Source organism: Myroides odoratimimus, assembly GCF_030326305.1.
Lineage (GTDB): Bacteria > Bacteroidota > Bacteroidia > Flavobacteriales > Flavobacteriaceae > Flavobacterium > Flavobacterium odoratimimum_A.
This window is the reverse complement of the sequence record NZ_JACAKB010000007.1, coordinates 88,199-109,861: the sequence shown is the minus strand read 5'-3', so window position 1 is coordinate 109,861 and position 21,663 is coordinate 88,199. Positions and strand designations below refer to the sequence as shown.

The window sequence follows — 21,663 nt, the reverse complement described above, 5'->3', positions numbered from 1 at the left end:
TAACACAGATAGTTCACCCATCCTATAACACCTACTGTATTTCGTTGGCGCAAATGTACAACCTCGTTGGCGCGGATTTGCAGTGTCGTTGGCGCGGATTTGTAATCCGTGCCAAGATATAAAACACATTAAAACATCACAATAAAAAAGAGTTGCATGAAGCATTACACTCTATACAACTCTCTAAGAATTACAGATAACATAACTAACTATATCTGATGTTAATAAATAGCAAGAGGCTCTCCCACCGCGTGGAAAAGCCTCTTTCAATCTATCACAACACTAAACTTACTAGTTTCTCATTTACTTGGTCAAAGTTGAATGACGTGTACACACGGTCAAACTCTACTTTGATTGCTTCATTCATCAGGTTACCTACACTACCTTCGTGTGTATGGTTTACCTCTTTTGACGGTTGATAAGTACCTGCCTCTATCGACAGCCCTATCTCTTTATATGCTTCTCTAAAAGGCATCCCCTTTAGTACATAATCATTCACTACCTCAACGCTAAACAAATAGTCGTATTTCGGATCGCTTAATATATCTTTATTCACCTCTATATTGTCCAACATCAATTTCAGAATATCTAAACATTCTTTCAATGAAGTGAAAGCTGGGAACAAGTTCTCTTTTAATAACTGAAGATCTCTGTGGTACCCAGAAGGCAAATTAGTAGTCATTAAGGCTATTTCGTTAGGCAAAGCTTGTATCTTATTACATCTTGAACGAATAAGCTCTAAAACGTCTGGATTCTTCTTATGTGGCATAATGCTCGACCCTGTAGTCAAATGATCTGGGAATTTGATAAAGCCCATGTTCTGACTCATATACAAGCATCCATCCATCGCGAACTTAGCTAAAGTAGCTGCAATAGCGCTTAACCCTTGTGCTAAGATACGCTCCGTCTTCCCTCTGCCCATCTGTGCATACACTACATTATAGTTCATAGACTGAAAGCCTAATAGGTCTGTAGTCATCTGCCTGTTTAACGGAAATGATGAACCATAACCCGCAGCCGATCCCAAAGGATTCTTATTCGTCACCTTCCACGCAGCCAGCATCATCTCTAAATCGTCTACAAGGCTCTCTGCATACGCTCCAAACCACAAGCCAAATGACGAAGGCATTGCGATTTGTAAATGCGTATAGCCAGGCAGTAAAACATCTTTATACTGATTACTCAATTGCTGTAGTGTATCAAATACCTCCTTCGTCTTAGTGACTATCTCCTCTATCTCATGGCGAAAATAAAGTTTAAGGTCTACTAATACTTGATCGTTTCTAGAACGTCCTGAATGTATCTTCTTACCAGCCTCACCTATTCTTCTGGTCAATAATAACTCTACTTGAGAGTGTACATCTTCTACATCATCTTCTATCTCGAATTGACCAGCTAATATCTCTTGGTATATCTGTTTTAATTCTTTTTGGATAAGGACTAAGTCTTCTGACTCTAATAACCCTATACTTTCTAACATCTGTGTATGTGCTAATGACCCCATAACGTCAAATGCCGCCAGGTTCATATCTAACACTCTATCTTGTCCTACTGTGAAAGTATCTACATTACTATCTACAGTGGTATTCTTTTGCCATAATTTCATTTGCTACACGATTTGCGTTAACATCTCTATATACAAGGCTATTCCCTCTTCTATCTCCTTTACGTAGACGAATTCGTCTGCTGTATGCGAGCGAGCAGAGTCGCCAGGTCCACACTTAAGCGATGGAATACTTAACAAGGCTTGATCACTCGTCGTAGGTGAGCCATACGTCTCTCTACCCAAGGCTATACCCGCCTGTACGATAGGGTGATCTTTAGCTATAGACGAAGGCTTTAATCGAGTAGAACGCGCATTGACTTCACAGTCTACATGCTGTCTCACTATCTCTAATACTTCTTCGTTTGTATAAGCATCTGTCACACGTACATCTACTACAAAGTCACAAGTAGAAGGCACTACATTATGCTGTGTACCCGCATTGATCATCGTCACACTCATCTTGATCGGTCCAAACTCTTCAGATACCTTAGGGAACTGATAGGTATTAAACCACTCTATATCTTTTATCGCTTTAAATATCGCATTGTCACCTTCATTACGCGCTGCATGTCCTGAACGCCCATGAGCTACACAGTCGAGTACCATTAGTCCTCGTTCTGCTACAGCTAAGTGCATTTGTGTAGGTTCTCCTACGATAGCGAATTCTAATTCTCCTAATTTAGGTATTACAAATTCTAAGCCATCATTCCCTGATATCTCTTCTTCTGCCGTAGCAGCGATACAGAAGTTATACTTCATTCCCTCTTTCTCATAGAAGTGTAGAAATGTAGCGATTAAAGACACCAAGCACCCTCCAGCATCATTACTCCCCAATCCGAACAACTTGCCATCTATAATCTCAGGCTTAAAAGGGTCACGAGTATAGTCTTTATTTGGTCTCACAGTATCGTGGTGAGAGTTCAATAAGATCGTAGGTTTACTCGGATCATAATGCTTATTAAACGCCCATACATTAAAAAGCTCTCGGTGAATAGCTACTCCATGAGACTCTAAAAAGTTGGCTATTAGATCAGAAGTCAAGTGCTCTTCTTTACTAAAAGATGGTGATGCTATAAGGCTTTCTAATAAAGCTATTGCCTGTTGTGATAAGTTGTCTTTCATTGTGGTTTTATATAGTTATGGGTCGTTGTCTTGTTATGTTCTATTAAAGTTGAATCGTAGTACCAGCTTTTATATCTAATAGATCTTCCGCTTTCTTGATACATACCTTATCTACTCCTTGGTTGACAGCCGCCAAAGCGTTCTCTATCTTTGGCAACATACCATCAGCTATCACCCCTTGTTGTTTTAGTTGTGTAAAGTTCTCTTGATCAATGGTAGTGATCACAGAGTTCTCATCGTTAATGTCCTGCAATACCCCTTTGCGCTCAAAGCAATAGACTAAGGCTACTTTATACTTAGTAGCGAGAGCAACTGCTATATTAGAGGCAATAGTATCTGCATTGGTGTTTAGTAGTTGGCCTTCCTTATCAGCCGTAATCGCAGAGAATACAGGACTAATCCCTATCTCTAACAATTGTTGTAATCGAACCACATTCACATCACTTGCCTCAAAGTCTCCTACATAGCCGTAGTCTATCGGCTCGGTAGGGCGTTTATGACTCTGTATCAGCTTAGCGTCTGCTCCTGAGATTCCCATCGCATCACAACCTCTCGCTTGAAGTTGTGCAGTGATTTGTTTGTTTATCAAACCTGCATACACCATTACAGCTATAGGCAACATCGCCTCATCAGTGATACGACGCCCATTGACCATCTGAGTTTCTATCCCTAACTGAGTAGCCATACGCGTAGCTAATTTACCTCCACCGTGTACTAAGACCTTAGGGCCTTCTATACGAGCATAGATGTCTAAAAAAGCATTTAACGCAGACTCGTCATCGACGATATTACCTCCTATCTTAATAACTGTAAGGCTTTGCATAATTTATTGGTTTTTAAGCATTTCTTTTAATACAGCTTGTGCTGCCCATACTCTGTTTCCTGCTTCTTGTATCACAATAGAACTATCGCTATCTAATACTTCTGACGAGATTACTAAATCACGTCTTACCGGCAAACAGTGCATTACTTTGGCTTGGTTTGTTGCTTCTAATTTGTCCAAAGTCAACATCCAAGATTGATCTGTACACGTTATCTGTCCGTAGTCTTCATAACTCGACCAGTTCTTCACATATACAAAGTCAGCATCTGCTAAAGCTTCGTCCTGATTAGTAGTCACTGTAGCTCCTGCTGTAAACTCCTCTTTCAGAGCATAACCTTCTGGATGAGTCACCACAAAATCTACAAGACCTTCTGCCTGAGCTCTACACATCCACTCTGCGAAAGAGTTCGGTACTGCCTGTGGAAGCGCCTTAACGTGCGGTGCCCATGTCAATACTACTTTAGGTTTTTTGCCTTGAGGTACTAATTTATCTTGTGCAGCGTCATAGTTATAATCGAAGTGCTCTACTATCGTGATTAAATCTGTGAAGCTCTGTAGGGGATGTCTTGTCGCGCTCTCTAAGCTCACTACAGGTTTGCCACAGTACTTAGCGAACTTGCTAAACAATTCTTCGCTATAGTCTTCCTCAGCATCTTTTAATCCTGGGAACGAACGAAGCCCTAATATATCACAGTACTCACCCATCACAGCTGCGGCTTCTCTAATATGCTCTGCTGTATTTCCGTCCATCACTACGCCGTCTTTAGTCTCTAAAGCCCAACCGTCTGATGTCATATTCATCACCATTACATTCATCCCTAAGTTAGCAGCAGCCTTCTGAGTACTCATCCTTGTACGCAAACTTGGGTTTAAGAATACTAAACCTATTGTTTTGTGCTTGCCAAGAGCTTCTTCTGCAAAAGGGTTTGCCTTACACGCTAATGCGCTGTTTACTGCTTTAGATAGAGAAGGTATATCGTTAACGGAAAAAAATTGTTTCATTGTAATTGTCTTTTTAGAATTGTTGTAATCTGTTGTTGAATTTATCCAAGAATAAATCTGCATCAGCTTGAGTCAGATTTAATGCTGGTAACAACCGAATTACATTAGGGCTTGCATTACCCGTAAAGATGTGATCTTTCACTAATAGTTCTTTGCGAACCTCTTTTAACTCAGGAGCAAGGTCTATTCCGATCATTAGTCCTTTTCCTCTTACTTCCTGTATCTTATCTAATTTCTTTAATTCATTGATTAAGTAGTTCCCTACTTGTGCGGTATTCGCCATTAGGTTATCTTGCTTCATAACCTCTAATACAGATAAGGCTGCTGCACAAGCTAAGTGGTTTCCTCCAAAAGTAGTTCCTAACTGTCCATGCCATGGCTTAAACTGCTCTCCTATCGCTATCGCTCCGATAGGAAATCCGTTCCCCATACCTTTCGCCATCGTATAGATATCAGCACTCACTCCACCGTCATTCACAGCATAGAAAGAACCTGTACGTCCATATCCACACTGTACTTCGTCTGCGATAAATACAGCTCCGTACTGTGTAGTAAGACTTCTAATCTTCGCTAAGAAGCTATCAGTCGCTACTTGTATTCCTCCTACACCTTGTATCCCTTCTATAATCACTGCTGTTACTTCATCACCATAAGAGGCAAAAGCTTGTTCAAGAGCCTCTTCATCGTTAAAAGGCAAGAACACAATATTCTCCGTTTGATTGACTGGGGCAACTATCTTTGGGTTATCAGTAGCAGAAACGGCAAGAGATGTTCTCCCGTGAAAAGCTTTATCAAAAGCGATAACTTTCTTTTTACCATTATAGAAAGAAGCTAATTTTAAAGCGTTTTCATTTGCTTCTGCTCCTGAATTACACAAAAACAATTGATAATTGTCCAACCTAGCTACTTCCCCTAATAAGGCAGCTAATTGCTGTTGTAGAGGAATTTCTATAGAATTAGAATAAAATCCGATTTTGTTTAATTGGTCAGTTAATCTCGCTACATAGTGCGGATGAGTATGTCCGATAGAGATCACAGCGTGCCCTCCATATAAGTCTAAATACTCTTGACCGTTGTTGTCATATACTCTACTCCCTAATCCTTTTACAATCTCGATAGGGTTCAGTGGGTATACATCATATAATTTCATCATAATAAATCGTTGTTAGAAAGCCGAAGCTTTAAGTTGTAAACCTGTTTTTTCGTCTAATCCGAATAGCAGATTCATGTTTTGAACAGCTTGTCCGCTTGCTCCTTTTAGTAGGTTATCTATCGCACTGGTCACTAATACATCATTTCCATTCTTTACGATAGACACCAAGCATTTATTCGTATTTACCACTTGCTTTAGGTCAATACCCTTTTTGCTTACGTGTGTAAATGGATGCGATGCATAATACTTCTCATAAATATTATACAGTTCCTCTTCTGTCAAAGTCGATTCAAACATCACACTGGCAAAAATCCCTCTCGCAAAGTCTCCTCTCTCTGGGATAAACTTAATGTTCAGTACATAGTCTGGCTGTAACTGTACAAGGCTTTCTCCTATCTCGCTAAGGTGTTGGTGAGTGAAGGCTTTATATACGGATATATTATTCGCTCTCCAACTAAAATGAGATGTAGTAGATAGACTCTGACCTGCACCAGTAGATCCTGTCAAAGCATTGATATAAACAGAATCAGGCATCTTAGCTGCATGTGCTAAAGGCAACAAGGCTAACTGAAGTGCTGTAGCAAAACAACCTGGATTAGCAATGTAATTCGCTTTCTTTATCTTCTCTTTATTCAGCTCTGGCAATCCGTAAACGAACTCTCCAGCTGTGTCTTTTAATCTAAAGTCTTGGCTGAGGTCTATAATCTTAATCTCCTTATCAATGTCATTTTCTGCTAAGAATACTTTAGAATCACCATGACCCATACACAAAAACAACACATCAATATCTTGGTTCAACGTCGCACTAAACTGTAAGTCTGTATCGCCAAACAAATCTGTATGCACCTCATACACAGGCTTACCTGCACTGCTATTAGAGTGTACAAAGGCAATCTCTACTGCGGGATGAGGTAAGAGAAGTCTTAGTAACTCTCCTCCAGTGTAACCTGCTCCACCTACTATTCCTGCTTTTATTGTTTGCATAGTTCTATTGGTCTTGGTTATTAACTTTGTGCCAAATCATTACTTGGTTACCAAAAATCTTAGAGAACCCTTTTACATCTTCGCCTGTCCATGCATTGTTCATCTCTCCATAGCTACCAAACTTATTAGACATCAGATCATGCTCTGACTCTATACCTATCACTACAAAACGGTGTGGGTGTAACTCTACTGTAACTTTTCCACTTACGGTCTGCTGTGTACTACTCAAAAATGCTTCCATATCTCTCATTACTGGATCGTGGAATTGTCCTTCGTGTAAGTAGTTACCATAGAATGAAGCTAATTGTTCTTTCCAGCTCAATTGCCACTTCGTCAACGTATGTTTCTCTAAAGTGTGGTGAGCTTTCACTAAAATAATAGGTCCTGCTGCTTCAAAACCAACTCTCCCTTTGATACCAATGATCGTATCCCCTACGTGGATATCTCTACCGATACCAAATGGTTGTGCCATATCTTGTAATTGTTGGATAACCTCAGTAGGTTTTAGTTGCTTACCATTTAGAGCTACTGGCTCACCCTTCTCAAAAGTAATCTCCACTGTTTCAGGAGTAACTTTAGTAATCGGTGTAGGCCATGCCTCTTCAGGTAAATATAAATGAGAAGTTAGGGTTTCTTTTCCACCTACTGAAGTTCCCCATAATCCTTTATTAATTGAGTATTTTGCTTTCTCTGCATTGATTTCAACACCGTGTTTTTGCAAGAAGTCAATCTCCTCCTCTCTACTTAACTTTAAATCTCTAATCGGTGTAATAATCTGTACATTAGGTACCAAAATATTAAAGATCATATCGAAACGCACCTGATCATTTCCAGCACCTGTACTACCATGCGCTACTGCTTCTGCCCCTATCTTCTTAGCGTAATTAGCAATAGCTGTAGCTTGACATACACGCTCAGCACTTACTGATAATGGGTAAGTCGCATTCTTCAATACGTTACCAAATATCAAGTACTTCACACTATCGTTATAGTAATCTTCTGTCTCGTCTATAGTCGTATGAGAAGCCACCCCTAAGGCATACGCTTTCTCCTCGATAACTTTCACTTCCTCAGCGTCGAAGCCCCCAGTGTTTACCACTACAGAGTGTACTTCATACCCTAATTCTTCTTTTAAATAAATGACGCAGAAGCTCGTGTCTAATCCTCCGCTAAATGCTAATACTACTTTCTTATTGTTCATGATAGATGGATTTAAAATTAAAATAGATTCGTTTTTTTGACTGTCTTCTTTAATTGCATTTGCAATCTCTTGAGCAAAGAATACTTTTTTTGCATTCCTTTGAGTCTTTCTTTTGCTTTCGCCTTTTGGTCTATTTTATTGCGAAGCTCTTTTTCTTTGTCCTCAGGGTTCCAAAGCATAGCTGTACACAGACAGTTCTTCTTCTCTTTGCTCTGTAAAATTTGGAAGTTAACACAACTCTCACACCCTTTCCAGAACATCTCATCTTGTGTCAATTCTGAATAAGGAACAGGCTCATAGCCTAATTCTGAGTTGATCTTCATCACAGCAAATCCTGTAGTTAGACCGAATATTTTAGCCTTTGGATACTTCTCTCTTGACAATTCGAATACGCGTTTTTTAATCGCTTTGGCCAGCCCTTCTTTTCTAAAAGTAGGATTGACAATCAGTCCAGAGTTGGCTACGTAATCACCGTGACTCCATGTCTCGATATAACAAAAACCAGCCCACGTACCATCTACGTGCAAAGCGATAACAGCCTTGCCCTCAACCATTTTAGTAGCAACGTACTCTGGTTTTCTTCTTGCGATACCCGTCCCTCTGGCAAGAGCCGACTGAGCCATCTCTTCACAAATTTGTTCCGCATATCCTACGTGTGTTTCATTCGCAGGAATAACGATAAACTGATTTGAATTCATTTCAAAACAAGTGATTAGGAATCAAACGCGCTTAAATATTGATACCGAATAGGTACAACAATATACAAACTGTCTGAAAAGCATTAAAAATCAATGATATATGTACAGATATAATGCCAAAGAAGGCATTATATTTAAAAAGGCTAAAAAAGATTAAGCCCGGACGCGAGATACCCGCGATGTAGAAACAGAAGAAACCGCAACAAATGCAAGAGCAATGTTGTCAGAAATAAAAGTCATATTTAAATCGGTTTTCTTCATATCGTATTTGTGCTTAAAGAAGCATGGACAAAGTTTTCTAATTTAAATCGGATTATGCAAGCTTTTTCTTAAAAAAATAAAACAGCCCTCAATGCCTTATATACTACAAGATTGGGTAGCATAAGCGAAAAAATATTTAATAAAAAATTTACCTATATTTGTTTTAAAACGTCATATTCTCCTTCTAACCAGATGAAAACAACACTAAAAAAACTTTCTGATTCGAGAAGGTAAAACACTGTCGTTAAAGTAAATTTTGCTTCTAAGTGATGCTGGTCTGTTGGCATAATAATCGCATAGTGGTCGCATAAAAATACGCCAAAACTATGTGACCACTATGCGATCATAATCCGATCACTATGCGACCACTCCTCTCAAAATAAACAAATAAACCCTATTCAATATCACGAATTTCGAGATACTGAATAGGGTTTATAGCTGTATTTATAATTAATTAGTAACTGATTAGACTCTTCACGTCATAATTAGCTAACTTATCTCTTCCGTGTAAGAATGATAGTTCCATTAAGAAGTTTACTTGTACTATCTCTCCACCTAAACGCTCTACAAGCTTGCAAACAGCCTCAGCTGTACCACCAGTAGCTAATACGTCATCGTGGATTAATACCTTCTCTCCTGGTTTAATCGAATCGGTATGTATCTCTAGAATATCTGTTCCATATTCTAGTCCATACGCTTCAGATATAGTGTCAAAAGGAAGCTTACCTGGCTTGCGCACAGGAACAAATCCTGCTCCTAGCTTCTCCGCTAATAAGGTTGCAAAAAAATAACCTCGACTCTCCATCCCCACCACTCTATCGATCTTCTTATTACCTACTAAAGCCAATAGCTGATTAGTAGCTTCTACCATAGCTGCATGGTCGTTTAATAATGGAGTGATATCTTTAAAACCAATACCTTCCTTCGGAAAATCTTGAATATCTCTAATATAATCTGCTATGTTCATAGTCAATATTTTATACTGCAAAAATACAATTATTTATCTGATTTTATTACTTCTATAACCTTGTCACACACTACTTGTGGATCTATCGTATGCATCGCCTTTTCGTACCCTTCTACAACCTTATTTCCATACACAGAAGTAGGTAATAACGGATACTGTGATCTATCTGCAGTGATACAATAATCTGCAGGTTGATTAAACGGAGCAAAACCTGCATAAGGATGTGTCGCTCCCCAAAGAGTTACAACTTTCTTGCCAAGCATAGCGGCTATATGTGCATTACCTGAGTCCATAGATAGCATTACGTCTAAATGCTGAATAAGATTAATCTCTATATCAAACTTCACCTTACCTGCCATCACGATTACATTATAATTATCGCGTTTTAGTTGGTTTAGTAAAGCTATCTCTTTCTCACCTCCTCCGAATAAGAAAATAATAGACTTCTCGCGTTCTGCTAAAGAATCTACTACTTGTTGCATCAGGCTAAGAGGGTATACTTTAGTATCATACTGTGCGAAGGGAGCAATCCCTATCCACACGGTATCTTTCTCTTTTACATATTGTAATAACTCTGGGGCTAACTCTGGTACAGCAGGGAATTGAGGATTCGTTAAGTCTACTTTAAAGCCCAGCTTAGCTAATGTGTTCTGATGATTAGAAAACATCGTAGGTAACTGTTTAAAAACTTTGTTCTCTGCTCGGGTAAGTTCTTTCTTTCCTTCTCTTCCTTTGTCTAAGGCAGCAACTTTAGTACCGCTCAAACTAAATAAAGATCTGATAATCTGTGCTCGTAGTACATTGTGAAAATCGGCAAAATAATCAACCTTAAGCTTCTTTAAATCACTAAATAATCTAATCAAACCTAAGAACCCCTTGTGTCGTTTCTTTACATCAACTGCAAAGAAATCAACTCTGTCTATATCTTTAAAAAAAGGTTTGAAAAAAGGACGAGATACTACAGTCACTCGTACATCTGGATGCTGTGCTACCAAAGCACGCACTACAGGAACAGTCATAGCGACATCTCCCATAGCAGACAGCCTAAATATCAATATATGTTTTAATTGTGCCACAACAAGTTAAATTAGGTTATGAACAAGAAAAGCGTGAATACTCACGCTTTCTATATTTTTTTATCAAAGATAATATTATTTCTTGTTTTGGTACAATACTGGGTTTAATTCCTCATCATTATACATTTTCATTTGCTTGTACACTTTCATATACTTATCTCCATTAGCGATATCATTTAATAAATCATCGATAGCTGTAGTTAAGTCTTTCTTTTGTTCTAAAAGAACGTCTAATTTAGCTTGACATTTATCTCTGTGGTCTTGAGTAGCTTCAGGTCTAGTAGCTTCTTCGTTCATGTGATAAATCTTAAGTGCTAAGATAGATAGTCTATCAATAGCCCAAGCAGGACTTTCAGAATTGATTTTAGCACCAGCCTTTACTTGAACATCTTTATGTTTTTGTAAAAAGTAACTATCTATGTACTCAACCATATCTGTACGCTCTTGATTCGAAGCATCAATTCTTCTTTTCAATGTTAATGCAGCAACAGGATCGATCTGTGGATCGCGGATAATATCTTCGAAATGCCATTGAACAGTGTCAATCCAGTTCTTTAAATACAATAAATGTTTAATATCATCTTTTGGATATGGGTTGTTGATTGGCTGGTCAACATTATCAAATTTATGATAGTCACGAATACTCTCTTCGAATATTGGAAATGCTAATTCTGAAAACATACTAATTATTTTATTTACAAATATAGTTTTTATACCTTTATCGTACTAATTATACCGAGATGAAAATTCATTATATTTCAGCAGAAAACAGTATCCTAAACCACTTTTTAGCACAACTTAGAGACGTTAATATCCAAAAAGATAGCATGCGATTTAGAAAAAATATCGAGCGAATCGGAGAGATTATGTCTTATGAGTTAAGCAAAAAATTACCGTATAAGGATATCGCTGTACAAACTCCTTTAGGAGTAAAACACACGACTTGTATTGAAGACAATGTAGTATTATGTTCTATCCTACGCGCTGGATTAGCTCTGCACACAGGTTTTATGAACTTCTTTGACAATGCTGAGAACGGATTCGTATCTGCTTATCGCCGTCATGGAAAACACGGTGAGGCTAGTGAGATATTAGTAGAATATCAAGCGGCACCTTCATTCCAAGACAAAATATTGATTCTTATTGACCCAATGTTAGCTACAGGACAATCTCTAGTAGCCGTAATCAATAAGCTAATGGCTGAAGAAAAGCCAAAAGAACTACATATCGCAGTAGTTATCGCTGCTCCTGAAGGAGTACAATACTTAGAAGAAAACCTTCCTGATAATGTAAATCTATGGGTAGCTACTCTAGATGAGAAATTAGACGATCACAATTATATCGTACCAGGACTTGGTGATGCAGGAGATCTAGCATACGGACATAAACTATAATACTAACTGCATAAAATAGAAGAATAACCCTAGTCCGAATACGCTGTATACTATGGCTTCTCTTCTCCACTTCTGTGGAATATCTTCTATATAGTTAGCTCCTAACACAGCTAATGGGAAGAAAGTAAATATTAAAGTTCCGTTGTTTTTATCAGCAGAAATCACATAAATAGCAACGCCTATAAGGAAAGATAACAGTATTTTCTTATAGGTGCTTTGCATATTAAAAGGTTTTGAAGAAATACTTGCCGCTTGACTAACAAAGAACAGTAAAGCGATAGGTACATAAACTGCCAAAGCGACATTCTGATATACGTTCTCAAAATACATAAAGTCAAAACTCACTTTGCACTTCTCCCAAAACCAATCATAATAACTACCATCTGTAACCACTAAGTATAATTCTAAAAAAATAGAGACACAGAAAAAAGCAATGATTGGAATAAACCAATTTCTATAATCTTTCGCTCCAAAATAGGTTATCGCAAAGAACAATAGAAGCAAGAATAGCACACTCCAAAAATGAAATAAACCTGCTACAAAAATCCACAAAGAGGTATCAAACATCTTTTCCTTAGACTGCTTCAATGAATGTAATGAGAATATTCTTCTCAATGCTAGCATGATAAAATAGTTGGCTATAATAACCTTACTATGTACTAGAACCGTAGGAAATAACATTAAAAAAGATACAAATAGTAGAGGTACATAAGCATTATCCCTTACTAATCGATTACGAGTAGCAATAAACTGGGACAAATACATCATCACCATTAGCAAAGCCAGTAAAACAGTTCTCTTACCAAACTCATAAGTAGTCCAAACCAGCTGATCTTGGTCTATAAATAAATACAAAACACTGATTAATAGAATTAAGATGGTCAGTATAATGTAATTAATTGGTTTTGTTTTACTAAAAATACTTGCTAACATTTATATATTTTATATTTTTGTACATATTAAACCTATACTTCCTCTTTTTGGGTTGCGTAAGTTTAGTAACGGATTAATAAAATAATTTTATTTAATTTAAAATAAAGTACAATGACTTCATTTTTTCTTGGATTAGGATTCCTTTTTGAAAAAGTTCTATTTATTCCAATGGATCTTTTTGCAAAATTAGAATTAACAAATTGGTGGACTGCAAATATTATTACTTGGGCGTTTATCCTTATTACTTGCTACTATTTTGCTTTTTGGTTAAAACAACTAAAAATCTTCAAAGCAAATAATGAAGATGACCAAGATACTACAGCCCACTCATTTTTAAAATAGTTTCGATTTTTACAAATCGAAACCTATATCTGAACGGAAATAAATCTTATCGAAATTTAGCTTAGCTATGTTTTGATAAGATTTTTTTAATGCCTCATCGTAACTATTTCCATAAGATGTAACAGCTAATACACGACCTCCATTAGTCACTACCTCTCCATCTTTTAACGCTGTTCCAGCATGGAATACAATAGAGTCTGTTACATCGTCTATACCTGTAATTACTTTCCCTTTCTCATAATCTTCAGGATAACCACCCGATACTAACATTACTGTCGTAGCTGTACGCTCATCTAGTTCTATGTCCATCGTGTCTAAAGTCTCATTCGCTACTGCTTCAAAAAGGTCTACTAAATCAGTCTTTACTCTAGGCATCACCACTTCTGTCTCAGGATCTCCCATACGCACATTATACTCAATCACGAATGGATCATCACCTACCTTAATCAATCCAATGAATACAAAACCTTTAAAGTCTAAGTTATCTTCTTGTAATCCTCTTACAGTCGGAATAACTACTCTCTCTTCTACTTTCTTTAAAAAGTCATCAGTCGCAAAAGGAACTGGAGAAACTGCTCCCATACCTCCTGTATTTAACCCTTTATCTCCTTCTCCTATTCTCTTGTAGTCTTTTGCTGTTGGTAATAACTTATACGATTTACCATCAGTTAATACAAAACAGCTCAGTTCTATACCAGACAAGAATTCTTCAATAACTACCTTAGAACTAGCATCACCAAACTTAGCATCTACTAGCATATTCTCTAACTCTGCCTTAGCTTCATTAATGTCTTCTAAAATAACTACACCTTTACCAGCTGCTAACCCATCTGCTTTCAATACATAAGGAGCTTTAACTGTCTCTAAGAACTTCTTTCCTTCCTCTACCGTATCTTTAGTAAAAGTAGCATAACCTGCTGTCGGTATATTATGTTTAAATAAAAACTCTTTAGCGAAGTCTTTACTTCCTTCTAATTGAGCTCCTTTCATAGAAGGCCCAATTACAGGAATATGATTTACTTGATCATCTCCTTTAAAGAAATCTACAATTCCTTTTACAAGAGGATCTTCAGGTCCTACTACCACCATATCAATCTTATGTTCTAAAACAGTAGCTTTCACTGCCTCAAAATCATTTGGATTGACAGCTATATTCTTAGCAATCTTCGCTGTACCAGCATTTCCTGGTGCCACGAATAATTCTTCACATTTAGAACTTTGAAGCATTTTCCAAGCAAGTGCGTGCTCACGTCCTCCTGAACCTAATAGTAAAATTTTCATTAATTGTGTTGTTTGTTATTAAACACCAAAAATAAATATAATTAAATCAATAAAGAAAGTTACACTAAATAAAAAAGCATCTAATTTAGTTTAGATGCTTTTTTATTAATATGCTTTTTATTAGGAAGTTATTACTACTAGAGAAGTGATCTTTATCTAATATATGAACTTAGAAAAGTCTTTATGTTCTTCTCTCAATAAGTCCTCAGTCGTAAATGTCTTAAAATATTCGTATGTCAATTTCATCCCTTCACTTCTTCCCACTTTAGGTTCCCATCCTAAAATACTCTTCGCTTTGTCTATATTGGGACAACGTTGCATAGGATCATTTATTGGTAAATCTCTAAAGGCAATCTTTTGATTAGAGTTGGTTAGAGCTATAATTTCTTTCGCAAAATCAAGAATGCTAATTTCATCTGGGTTTCCAATATTAACTGGTAAATGATAATCCGACAGTAATAGCTTAAAGATTCCATCTACTTGGTCATCTACATAACAAAATGATCTGGTCTGTCCACCGTCTCCAAATACTGTCAAATCTTCTCCTCTTAATGCTTGTCCAATAAACGCAGGTATAACACGTCCGTCATTCAGTCTCATACGAGGACCATAAGTATTGAAAATACGTACAATTCTAGTCTCTACACCATGGAATGTATTATATGCCATCGTAATAGATTCTTGGAATCTCTTAGCTTCATCATATACCCCTCTTGGCCCTATCGTATTTACATTTCCATAGTATTCTTCAGTCTGAGGGTGCACTAATGGATCCCCATAAATTTCAGAAGTAGACGCAATCAGGATACGTGCACCTTTTACACGTGCTAATCCTAAAAGATTATGTGTCCCTAATGATCCCACTTTAAGCGTTTGGATTGGGATTTTTAAATAATCAATTGGGCTAGCTGGTGAAGCAAAGTGTAAGATATAATCCAATTTGCCAGGTACATGAACAAACTTAGTTACATCGTGATGATAGAATTCAAAGTTAGGTAGGTTAAAAAGATGTTCTATATTCTTTAGATCCCCTGTGATCAAATTATCCATTCCTATCACATGATATCTTTCATTTATAAATCGATCACATAAATGTGATCCTAAAAAACCTGCTGCACCTGTTATTAGTATACGTTTCATTATATATAGTATATTTTATACCACTAAAATAACTCTAGTACTCCTTAGACATAAGTTGTATAAGCCGTTAATTATTTAGTGTTTAATTACTTTCTATATTTAGCTCACACCTCCAACACACTATACCTCGGCCTATTAGCCCTAGTAGGATATTCCTCAGTAGTGATTGGATTCACTTTTATATTAATATTATTCTCTTTAAATATGGATACAGCAAAGTCGTACCAAGAGCAGATTACATCACCTCTATAATGATAAACCCCATAATCATGATTTCCTTGCATCAGAGACATTAAAAAATGACATAACTCTATTGCATCAGTAGGACAACCTATTTGATCCATAACAACACTTACTTCACTTCTATTTTCTGCTAATCTCAGCATCGTTTTCTTAAAATTATGCCCAAAATCAGAGTACACCCATGAAGTACGCACGATATAGTAACGCTCCATATTCGATTTTATGTATAATTCTCCTTTTAATTTAGAAGCACCATACACATTTATAGGGTTTGGGATATCAGAGACAGTATAAGGAGTCTGTTTATGACCATCAAATACAAAATCAGTAGACAGATGCACTAACGTAGTATTATATAGTTTACATACTCTTGCTAAGTACATTACTCCTTCAGCATTTACTTTGTACGCTAACTCTTTCTCATCCTCTGCTCTATCTACAGCAGTATAAGCAGCAAAATTAAAACAATAATCAGGGCACACTTTACTGAAAACCTCATCTATCGAAACTTCATTCGTTATATCTAACTGACTAGAACCATAGAAAAAATATTCCACTCCATCATATTCATGACTTATAGATTGTAAGCATTGTCCTACTTGTCCTGTAGCCCCTGTGACTAATATCTTGATCATATTGGCAAAGCATTTTCGAATAGTGGTAATACCTTATCTTTATCAGAAACGATAACCTCATCAAGATTAAACTCCCAATCAATCCCTAAACTTGGATCATTATAGATAATGCCCCCTTCTGATTCTTTATTATAAACGTTATCGCACTTATAAGCGAATATTGCTGTCTCACTCTTTACTAAAAAACCATGCGCACATCCTCTGGGGATAAACACCTGTTTAAAATTATCTGCTGATAGCACTTGAGTGAACTGTTGTCCATATGTACTAGAGTCCTTGCGTAGATCTACCACTACATCTAATACTTCACCCTGTAATACTCTTACTAACTTAGCTTGTTGATAAGCTCCTATTTGATAGTGAAGCCCTCTTAGAACGCCTTTAGAAGACTTAGATTGGTTGTCTTGAATAAAACGTACAGCTAACCCTGTTTCTTTCTCAAAAACAGCCTTATTAAAGCTCTCTAAGAAATATCCTCTCTCATCGAAGAATACCTTTGGTTCTATGATAACACAATCTTGTATAGGAGTAGTAAATACCTTCATCTTTTTCAACTAAATTCTAAGACTATAAAATTACACTTAAATTCACAATTTAACATATAAATCAAAATAAAAAGCCACCACATATATTCTGTGATGGCTCATTTATCTTAAACTATTTAGAATTTAATTACTTAATATTAAATATCTGCTCTAGTATTTTGATGGTAATTAAGTAAGTAGGCTTTACTCCTGTCGTACCTAACCCTCCTGAAGCTAATGTACTACCTGTCTCTAATGGATTATCAGAAGCATAGTAAGCATATCTTACTTTCACATCAGGATTAATACTTTTTCTGATTTTAGAAGCAGACTGTATTGCTTTTTGGTAGTGAGCACCTTCCATCTCTAGACCGATTACACCCCACGTAGAATCGTGGAAGAACTTTAATAAATCCTTATTTTGAAGTGATGTACCTAATACAGTAACCATTGTTCCTCCAAATACAGGGATATCATCATTCTTAAACATATCTACTGTCAATTCATTATCAAAAGGATAATTATCCCCTGTTCCCTCATTAATATGAGCGAATGGAATCATAATATCACCTTTATCTCCTACTAAGATACCTGCTTTCCCCATGATAGACACAGATTCCACATCTATCATCGTTGTTTTCTTATAAGGCTTTAAAAGCTCATCGATAGTCTCATAAGCCTGCTCACCGAAAGCGTAATCCATAACGATAATCACAGGATACTCTCCTTCTATTTGCTGAGCCTTAAAGTTTGTAGTAGCGAAATCTATCTTAGCAGTATCAAATATTTGAACGTCAATGTTCGTTCCTGACTCATCTCTTAAGAAAATCATTCCTTCATTTTCAGCACGTTCATTAACTAAATCTCTAAGGTGTTTGTTCTCAGGCTTACTTAATTCTTCGTACACCTCTAGCTCAGAACTCACCTCTACTTCACTCTTTACAACTGAAGGAGCAAAGATAGAATTCATCACACTGTGCATATTCGCACTGATGATATGGATTGGACGCTCTAATAATCCTTTTGCTGTAAGTACTTCTTTAATTCTATCAGACCACATTTCTCCATAGATATGGTGACCTAGACGCTCTCTAAGTAGTGGACTAAAAGTGATTGTACGTTTATCGTTATACACATCCTCTTCTATAGCTAACTTTCCTAACCAATAAATCACATCTAAGAAGCGATCTGGATTTTCAGGAATAGCAAACTTCTCATATACATCAAGAACCTCAGCAAAAGAACGTCCTAATACATTAGCTAAGTGAGACATGATCACCTCTTTCTCCTCTAATTCTAAAAACTCTTCTTTTTTAGCAGCAGTTTCTATCTTTTTCCAATCGCGAGTTACCTTTCCATCCTCTCCTATCAATACACGATCTTTAATCTTATGTGATTCAATAAATATAAATGTCAAGTGAGTCAAAACATCATAGATATCAGATCTACCTCTAGTGATCTCGATATTCATCTGCTCCTCATCTATTCGATAACAGTTTCTTCTTCTCTTAGGCGGTACGATGGCTGTAAAGTGAGAGAATGAATACCCCTCATCAGATGTCAAGTTAATATAACGACACTCCTCTATTCCGATCGGAAGGCGTTCTATAACATATAACAATCCGTTTAACTCTACTTTTTCTTCTGCGATAGTACCATATATTTCCGGACGCAATTCTAATAGCGCTTCTCTTAATGTATCTCCTGACACTCCCATCGGTTTATAGAAACCTCTGTTAAACAAATGGCGCATTGTAATATACATACGCTCCACAGCTGCAGACGACACTTGCGCTCTCGTTCTAGATATATTCTTTATCTCTTTCATATACTTCTCCTTTTTACGTCTTATTATTTCTTTTTACTAATATAATTTTAATTGATCAGCGATGATTCTATCATTGCTTAATCTAGGTAACTTATTTTGCCCTCCTAGCTTCCCTATACTTTTCATATAGTTATTAAAGCCTTCTTGTTTCACTTTAGAGATGACTAATGTCTTCAACACCTTTCCAACAATTAAGTCATCATAATACATATTCTGCTTTCTTAAAGCATTATCTATCTTTAAAGCAAAAGCTTCTAAATCTTCAGGTTCATTGCCGAACTCTATCAACCATTCATGGTAAGGCAATCCCTCTTCTGGACTAATCTGTGGTGCTACAGTAAACTCATTAACAGTTACTGAAGTACCCTCCATTGCTTCTTGTATAGCCGACTCTACCTCCTTACCGATCACATGTTCTCCGAATGCAGAGATAAAATGCTTTATACGCCCAGATACTACTACTCTATAAGGCTTCAAATTAACGAATTGTACCGTATCACCGATATTGTATCCCCATAGTCCAGCGTTGGTAGAGATAATTAATACATAATTCACACCTAGCTCTACCTCTCCTATGGTATATCTTCTAGCATCCTCATTAAAGAACTCCTCTACCTTTATAAACTCATAGAAGATACCTGCATTTAGCAGTAATAACATCCCTTTCTCTGTCTGTGTATCTTGATAAGCGAAGAACCCCTCTGAAGCTGGGAACAACTCTATAGATGGTACCTTACGCCCTATCATTTGTTCAAATTTACCTCTATAAGGCTCATAGTTTACACCGCCATAAATAAACAAATTAAAATTAGGGAATATATCTCCTACAGGTTTACCCTTTTTCTCCTTTAGTTTTTCGAAGTACATCTGCACCCAGCTCGGAATACCAGAGATCACACTCATATTCTGATCTACTGTTTCCTCTACTATAGCATCTACTTTGGTCTCCCAGTCTTCTATACAGTTTGTTTCTAGACTAGGCAATCTATTTTTCTGTAAATAAGCAGGTACATAGTGAGCTACTATACCTGATAGTCTACCCAATTTTATGCCATTTTTTTCATCTAGTATAGGACTGCCTTGTAAGAAGATCATTTTACCATCTACGAAGTCCGCTTTTCCTGTCTCATGTACATAAGCTAATATTGCATTACGAGCAGCTTCTATATGATAAGGCATAGACTCTTTGGTCAATGGGATATACTTAGCACCCGAAGTTGTACCCGAAGTCTTTGCGAAGTAAAGAGGTTTCCCTTTCCACAACACATCACTCTCACCAGCTACCACTCTATCTACATAAGGTCTTAACCCCTCATAATCTCGCACAGGTACTTGCTTTACAAAATCTTCGTAGCTATTAATATAAGCAAAATTATGGTCTTTTCCAAATGCAGTGTGCTTAGCATCCTCTAGCAATTGTTCAAAAACCTTCTTTTGTGTATTGATAGGGTCATTGACCCACTTTTGTGTTTTCTTATGTATAATTGAAGCAAATATTTTAGCTCCAAATGACTTTATTGACATATTCTCTTATTCTAAATCTATAAATAATGAGCTATCTAATGGATAAGCATCTTTCCAAAGTTCGAAGTGGAAGTATTTTGTAGAAGCATTTAATGCAGTAGCCTCACTACTTCCATCAAACAGACCTATCACTTCTCCTGACCTTACACTTTCATACTCTCCTTTAGTAAGAGATGTTAAGTGCTTATATACAGATATTAAACCTTCATCGTGTAATAAGATGATTGTATAACCATCTTTTATAGTCCAGTCTACGAATAACACAGTCCCTTTACTAATTGCTTTTACAGGTGTATTAGCAGGTGCTCTAAAGTCAATCCCGAAATGCATAGCTCTACTATCATACTTTCTTACTATTTCTGCATTAATTGGGCTAAATAGGACTTGGCTAACTTTAGGTTTACTTTCTTCGAAGAGATTATACTTATCCTCTAGTCGAACCATTTCTCTTAGCTTCATATCTGTTTCACTAGGATCTTTATGTTCGATTTGATTCAGTGGTTTCTGAGTTAGTTTTAAAGAATCTATACTAGCCTCTGTCACCTGTATTTCTCCTAACAATGCGCTTTTGATCGCACTTAGATAGTGTTGATTCTGTCTAGATTCATTCTCTAGCGAATCTACTTTTAGAGCTAACTCTACAGCCCTTTGTTTTAACTCAGCAGAAGAATATCCCGGTATATATTCCTTTAACGGAGTCAATACCAACAGTAAAACAGTTGATAGAATAAACAAAAATACCAATGTAGTACTGGCGCCAAAAACATTAAGTAAATTAAGCTTAAAAGATTTTACATCTTCAAAGGTCTTATCATTAACGATAACAATACGGTATTTACTTAAAAGTGTACTTTTCCACTTTTTTCTTTTATGTCCCTTTCCTAACATCTGTACCTATTTTACTACACAAATATAATAATTATAAAATTTGACTCTGTCACTTTACCTAAATATTCACAGTTTAAAAGAAAAATCCTTACTAGATA

At 36.7% G+C, this 21,663-nt stretch carries 21 protein-coding genes; 2 read left to right on the top strand and 19 right to left on the bottom strand.

Features of this window, described 5'->3' with window-relative positions; all coding sequences use genetic code 11:
- Window positions 1-274: 274 nt before the first annotated feature.
- The 11 genes from argH to HX049_RS07620 all read right to left on the bottom strand — a co-directional run bounded on the left by argH (window position 275) and on the right by HX049_RS07620 (window position 11,514).
- Window positions 275-1,606, bottom strand: coding sequence for an argininosuccinate lyase (gene argH, locus HX049_RS07670; protein ID WP_286415183.1), 1,332 nt, complete (start codon window positions 1,604-1,606; stop codon window positions 275-277).
- Window positions 1,607-1,609: 3 nt separating this feature from the next.
- Window positions 1,610-2,668 carry a M20 family metallo-hydrolase gene (locus HX049_RS07665; protein ID WP_286415181.1) on the bottom strand — a complete coding sequence of 353 codons (1,059 nt, stop codon included), beginning with the start codon at window positions 2,666-2,668 and terminating at the stop codon, window positions 1,610-1,612.
- Between the two features lie 43 nt (window positions 2,669-2,711).
- The gene (gene argB, locus HX049_RS07660; protein WP_286415179.1) at window positions 2,712-3,491 is read right to left on the bottom strand and encodes an acetylglutamate kinase; all 780 of its coding nucleotides are present in this window, start codon (window positions 3,489-3,491) and stop codon (window positions 2,712-2,714) included.
- Between the two features lie 3 nt (window positions 3,492-3,494).
- Entirely contained in the window at window positions 3,495-4,493 is a 999-nt protein-coding gene (locus tag HX049_RS07655) for an acetylornithine carbamoyltransferase (protein ID WP_286415177.1), read from the bottom strand.
- 13 nt (window positions 4,494-4,506) lie between these two features.
- Window positions 4,507-5,646: an aspartate aminotransferase family protein gene (locus HX049_RS07650; RefSeq protein ID WP_286415175.1), complete on the bottom strand. Its 1,140-nt coding sequence runs from the start codon at window positions 5,644-5,646 to the stop codon at window positions 4,507-4,509.
- Window positions 5,647-5,658: 12 nt separating this feature from the next.
- A complete protein-coding gene (gene argC / locus HX049_RS07645) occupies window positions 5,659-6,630 on the bottom strand; it encodes an N-acetyl-gamma-glutamyl-phosphate reductase (protein ID WP_286415174.1) in 972 nt (323 codons plus the stop codon).
- 4 nt (window positions 6,631-6,634) lie between these two features.
- A complete protein-coding gene (gene argG / locus HX049_RS07640; protein WP_286415173.1) occupies window positions 6,635-7,831 on the bottom strand; it encodes an argininosuccinate synthase in 1,197 nt (398 codons plus the stop codon).
- Window positions 7,832-7,848: 17 nt separating this feature from the next.
- Window positions 7,849-8,529 (bottom strand): GNAT family N-acetyltransferase, encoded by a 681-nt coding sequence (locus tag HX049_RS07635; RefSeq protein WP_155091951.1) that lies wholly within the window; start codon window positions 8,527-8,529, stop codon window positions 7,849-7,851.
- Window positions 8,530-9,244: 715 nt separating this feature from the next.
- The gene (locus HX049_RS07630) at window positions 9,245-9,757 is read right to left on the bottom strand and encodes an adenine phosphoribosyltransferase (RefSeq protein ID WP_286415171.1); all 513 of its coding nucleotides are present in this window, start codon (window positions 9,755-9,757) and stop codon (window positions 9,245-9,247) included.
- 29 nt (window positions 9,758-9,786) lie between these two features.
- A complete protein-coding gene (locus HX049_RS07625; protein ID WP_286415169.1) occupies window positions 9,787-10,833 on the bottom strand; it encodes a glycosyltransferase family 9 protein in 1,047 nt (348 codons plus the stop codon).
- A 75-nt stretch (window positions 10,834-10,908) separates the two neighbouring features.
- Complete coding sequence (locus HX049_RS07620; protein ID WP_286415167.1) at window positions 10,909-11,514, bottom strand: DUF4254 domain-containing protein; 606 nt, start codon at window positions 11,512-11,514, stop codon at window positions 10,909-10,911.
- A 59-nt stretch (window positions 11,515-11,573) separates the two neighbouring features.
- Here HX049_RS07620 and upp point away from each other — a divergent pair, with 59 nt between their 5' ends.
- A complete protein-coding gene (gene upp, locus HX049_RS07615; protein ID WP_006257988.1) occupies window positions 11,574-12,227 on the top strand; it encodes a uracil phosphoribosyltransferase in 654 nt (217 codons plus the stop codon).
- Here the strand turns inward: upp and HX049_RS07610 are convergent.
- Window positions 12,222-13,160: a DUF6427 family protein gene (locus tag HX049_RS07610; protein WP_286415165.1), complete on the bottom strand. Its 939-nt coding sequence runs from the start codon at window positions 13,158-13,160 to the stop codon at window positions 12,222-12,224. The genes upp and HX049_RS07610 overlap by 6 nt on opposite strands.
- Window positions 13,161-13,271: 111 nt before the next feature.
- Here HX049_RS07610 and HX049_RS07605 point away from each other — a divergent pair, with 111 nt between their 5' ends.
- Entirely contained in the window at window positions 13,272-13,502 is a 231-nt protein-coding gene (locus HX049_RS07605) for a DUF6341 family protein (protein WP_006257986.1), read from the top strand.
- Window positions 13,503-13,511: 9 nt separating this feature from the next.
- Here HX049_RS07605 and purD read toward each other — a convergent pair whose 3' ends face one another.
- The 7 genes from purD to HX049_RS07570 all read right to left on the bottom strand — a co-directional run bounded on the left by purD (window position 13,512) and on the right by HX049_RS07570 (window position 21,565).
- The gene (purD, locus tag HX049_RS07600) at window positions 13,512-14,783 is read right to left on the bottom strand and encodes a phosphoribosylamine--glycine ligase (RefSeq protein ID WP_286415164.1); all 1,272 of its coding nucleotides are present in this window, start codon (window positions 14,781-14,783) and stop codon (window positions 13,512-13,514) included.
- A 156-nt stretch (window positions 14,784-14,939) separates the two neighbouring features.
- Window positions 14,940-15,923, bottom strand: a complete 984-nt coding sequence (locus HX049_RS07595; RefSeq protein ID WP_286415162.1) for a UDP-glucuronic acid decarboxylase family protein — start codon at window positions 15,921-15,923, stop codon at window positions 14,940-14,942.
- Between the two features lie 104 nt (window positions 15,924-16,027).
- A complete protein-coding gene (gene rfbD / locus HX049_RS07590) occupies window positions 16,028-16,801 on the bottom strand; it encodes a dTDP-4-dehydrorhamnose reductase (protein ID WP_286415161.1) in 774 nt (257 codons plus the stop codon).
- Complete coding sequence (gene rfbC, locus HX049_RS07585; protein WP_286415159.1) at window positions 16,798-17,346, bottom strand: dTDP-4-dehydrorhamnose 3,5-epimerase; 549 nt, start codon at window positions 17,344-17,346, stop codon at window positions 16,798-16,800. Before rfbC ends, rfbD begins: the two co-directional genes overlap by 4 nt.
- Before the next feature lie 127 nt (window positions 17,347-17,473).
- A complete protein-coding gene (locus HX049_RS07580; RefSeq protein ID WP_286415158.1) occupies window positions 17,474-19,153 on the bottom strand; it encodes a DUF6909 family protein in 1,680 nt (559 codons plus the stop codon).
- Between the two features lie 36 nt (window positions 19,154-19,189).
- Window positions 19,190-20,677: a GH3 auxin-responsive promoter family protein gene (locus tag HX049_RS07575; protein WP_286415157.1), complete on the bottom strand. Its 1,488-nt coding sequence runs from the start codon at window positions 20,675-20,677 to the stop codon at window positions 19,190-19,192.
- 6 nt (window positions 20,678-20,683) lie between these two features.
- Window positions 20,684-21,565 (bottom strand): murein hydrolase activator EnvC family protein, encoded by an 882-nt coding sequence (locus tag HX049_RS07570; RefSeq protein ID WP_286415155.1) that lies wholly within the window; start codon window positions 21,563-21,565, stop codon window positions 20,684-20,686.
- Window positions 21,566-21,663 lie beyond the last annotated feature (98 nt).

What these genes read in the sequence shown, in the direction of transcription:
- argH (WP_286415183.1), bottom strand. Translation starts at nt 1,606, where the DNA reads ATGAAATTATGGCAAAAGAATACCACTGTAGATAGTAATGTAGATACT.
- HX049_RS07665 (WP_286415181.1), bottom strand. Translation starts at nt 2,668, where the DNA reads ATGAAAGACAACTTATCACAACAGGCAATAGCTTTATTAGAAAGCCTT.
- argB (WP_286415179.1), bottom strand. Translation starts at nt 3,491, where the DNA reads ATGCAAAGCCTTACAGTTATTAAGATAGGAGGTAATATCGTCGATGAC.
- HX049_RS07655 (WP_286415177.1), bottom strand. Translation starts at nt 4,493, where the DNA reads ATGAAACAATTTTTTTCCGTTAACGATATACCTTCTCTATCTAAAGCA.
- HX049_RS07650 (WP_286415175.1), bottom strand. Translation starts at nt 5,646, where the DNA reads ATGATGAAATTATATGATGTATACCCACTGAACCCTATCGAGATTGTA.
- argC (WP_286415174.1), bottom strand. Translation starts at nt 6,630, where the DNA reads ATGCAAACAATAAAAGCAGGAATAGTAGGTGGAGCAGGTTACACTGGA.
- argG (WP_286415173.1), bottom strand. Translation starts at nt 7,831, where the DNA reads ATGAACAATAAGAAAGTAGTATTAGCATTTAGCGGAGGATTAGACACG.
- HX049_RS07635 (WP_155091951.1), bottom strand. Translation starts at nt 8,529, where the DNA reads ATGAATTCAAATCAGTTTATCGTTATTCCTGCGAATGAAACACACGTA.
- HX049_RS07630 (WP_286415171.1), bottom strand. Translation starts at nt 9,757, where the DNA reads ATGAACATAGCAGATTATATTAGAGATATTCAAGATTTTCCGAAGGAA.
- HX049_RS07620 (WP_286415167.1), bottom strand. Translation starts at nt 11,514, where the DNA reads ATGTTTTCAGAATTAGCATTTCCAATATTCGAAGAGAGTATTCGTGAC.
- upp (WP_006257988.1), top strand. Translation starts at nt 11,574, where the DNA reads ATGAAAATTCATTATATTTCAGCAGAAAACAGTATCCTAAACCACTTT.
- HX049_RS07610 (WP_286415165.1), bottom strand. Translation starts at nt 13,160, where the DNA reads ATGTTAGCAAGTATTTTTAGTAAAACAAAACCAATTAATTACATTATA.
- HX049_RS07605 (WP_006257986.1), top strand. Translation starts at nt 13,272, where the DNA reads ATGACTTCATTTTTTCTTGGATTAGGATTCCTTTTTGAAAAAGTTCTA.
- purD (WP_286415164.1), bottom strand. Translation starts at nt 14,783, where the DNA reads ATGAAAATTTTACTATTAGGTTCAGGAGGACGTGAGCACGCACTTGCT.
- HX049_RS07595 (WP_286415162.1), bottom strand. Translation starts at nt 15,923, where the DNA reads ATGAAACGTATACTAATAACAGGTGCAGCAGGTTTTTTAGGATCACAT.
- rfbD (WP_286415161.1), bottom strand. Translation starts at nt 16,801, where the DNA reads ATGATCAAGATATTAGTCACAGGGGCTACAGGACAAGTAGGACAATGC.
- rfbC (WP_286415159.1), bottom strand. Translation starts at nt 17,346, where the DNA reads ATGAAGGTATTTACTACTCCTATACAAGATTGTGTTATCATAGAACCA.
- HX049_RS07580 (WP_286415158.1), bottom strand. Translation starts at nt 19,153, where the DNA reads ATGAAAGAGATAAAGAATATATCTAGAACGAGAGCGCAAGTGTCGTCT.
- HX049_RS07575 (WP_286415157.1), bottom strand. Translation starts at nt 20,677, where the DNA reads ATGTCAATAAAGTCATTTGGAGCTAAAATATTTGCTTCAATTATACAT.
- HX049_RS07570 (WP_286415155.1), bottom strand. Translation starts at nt 21,565, where the DNA reads ATGTTAGGAAAGGGACATAAAAGAAAAAAGTGGAAAAGTACACTTTTA.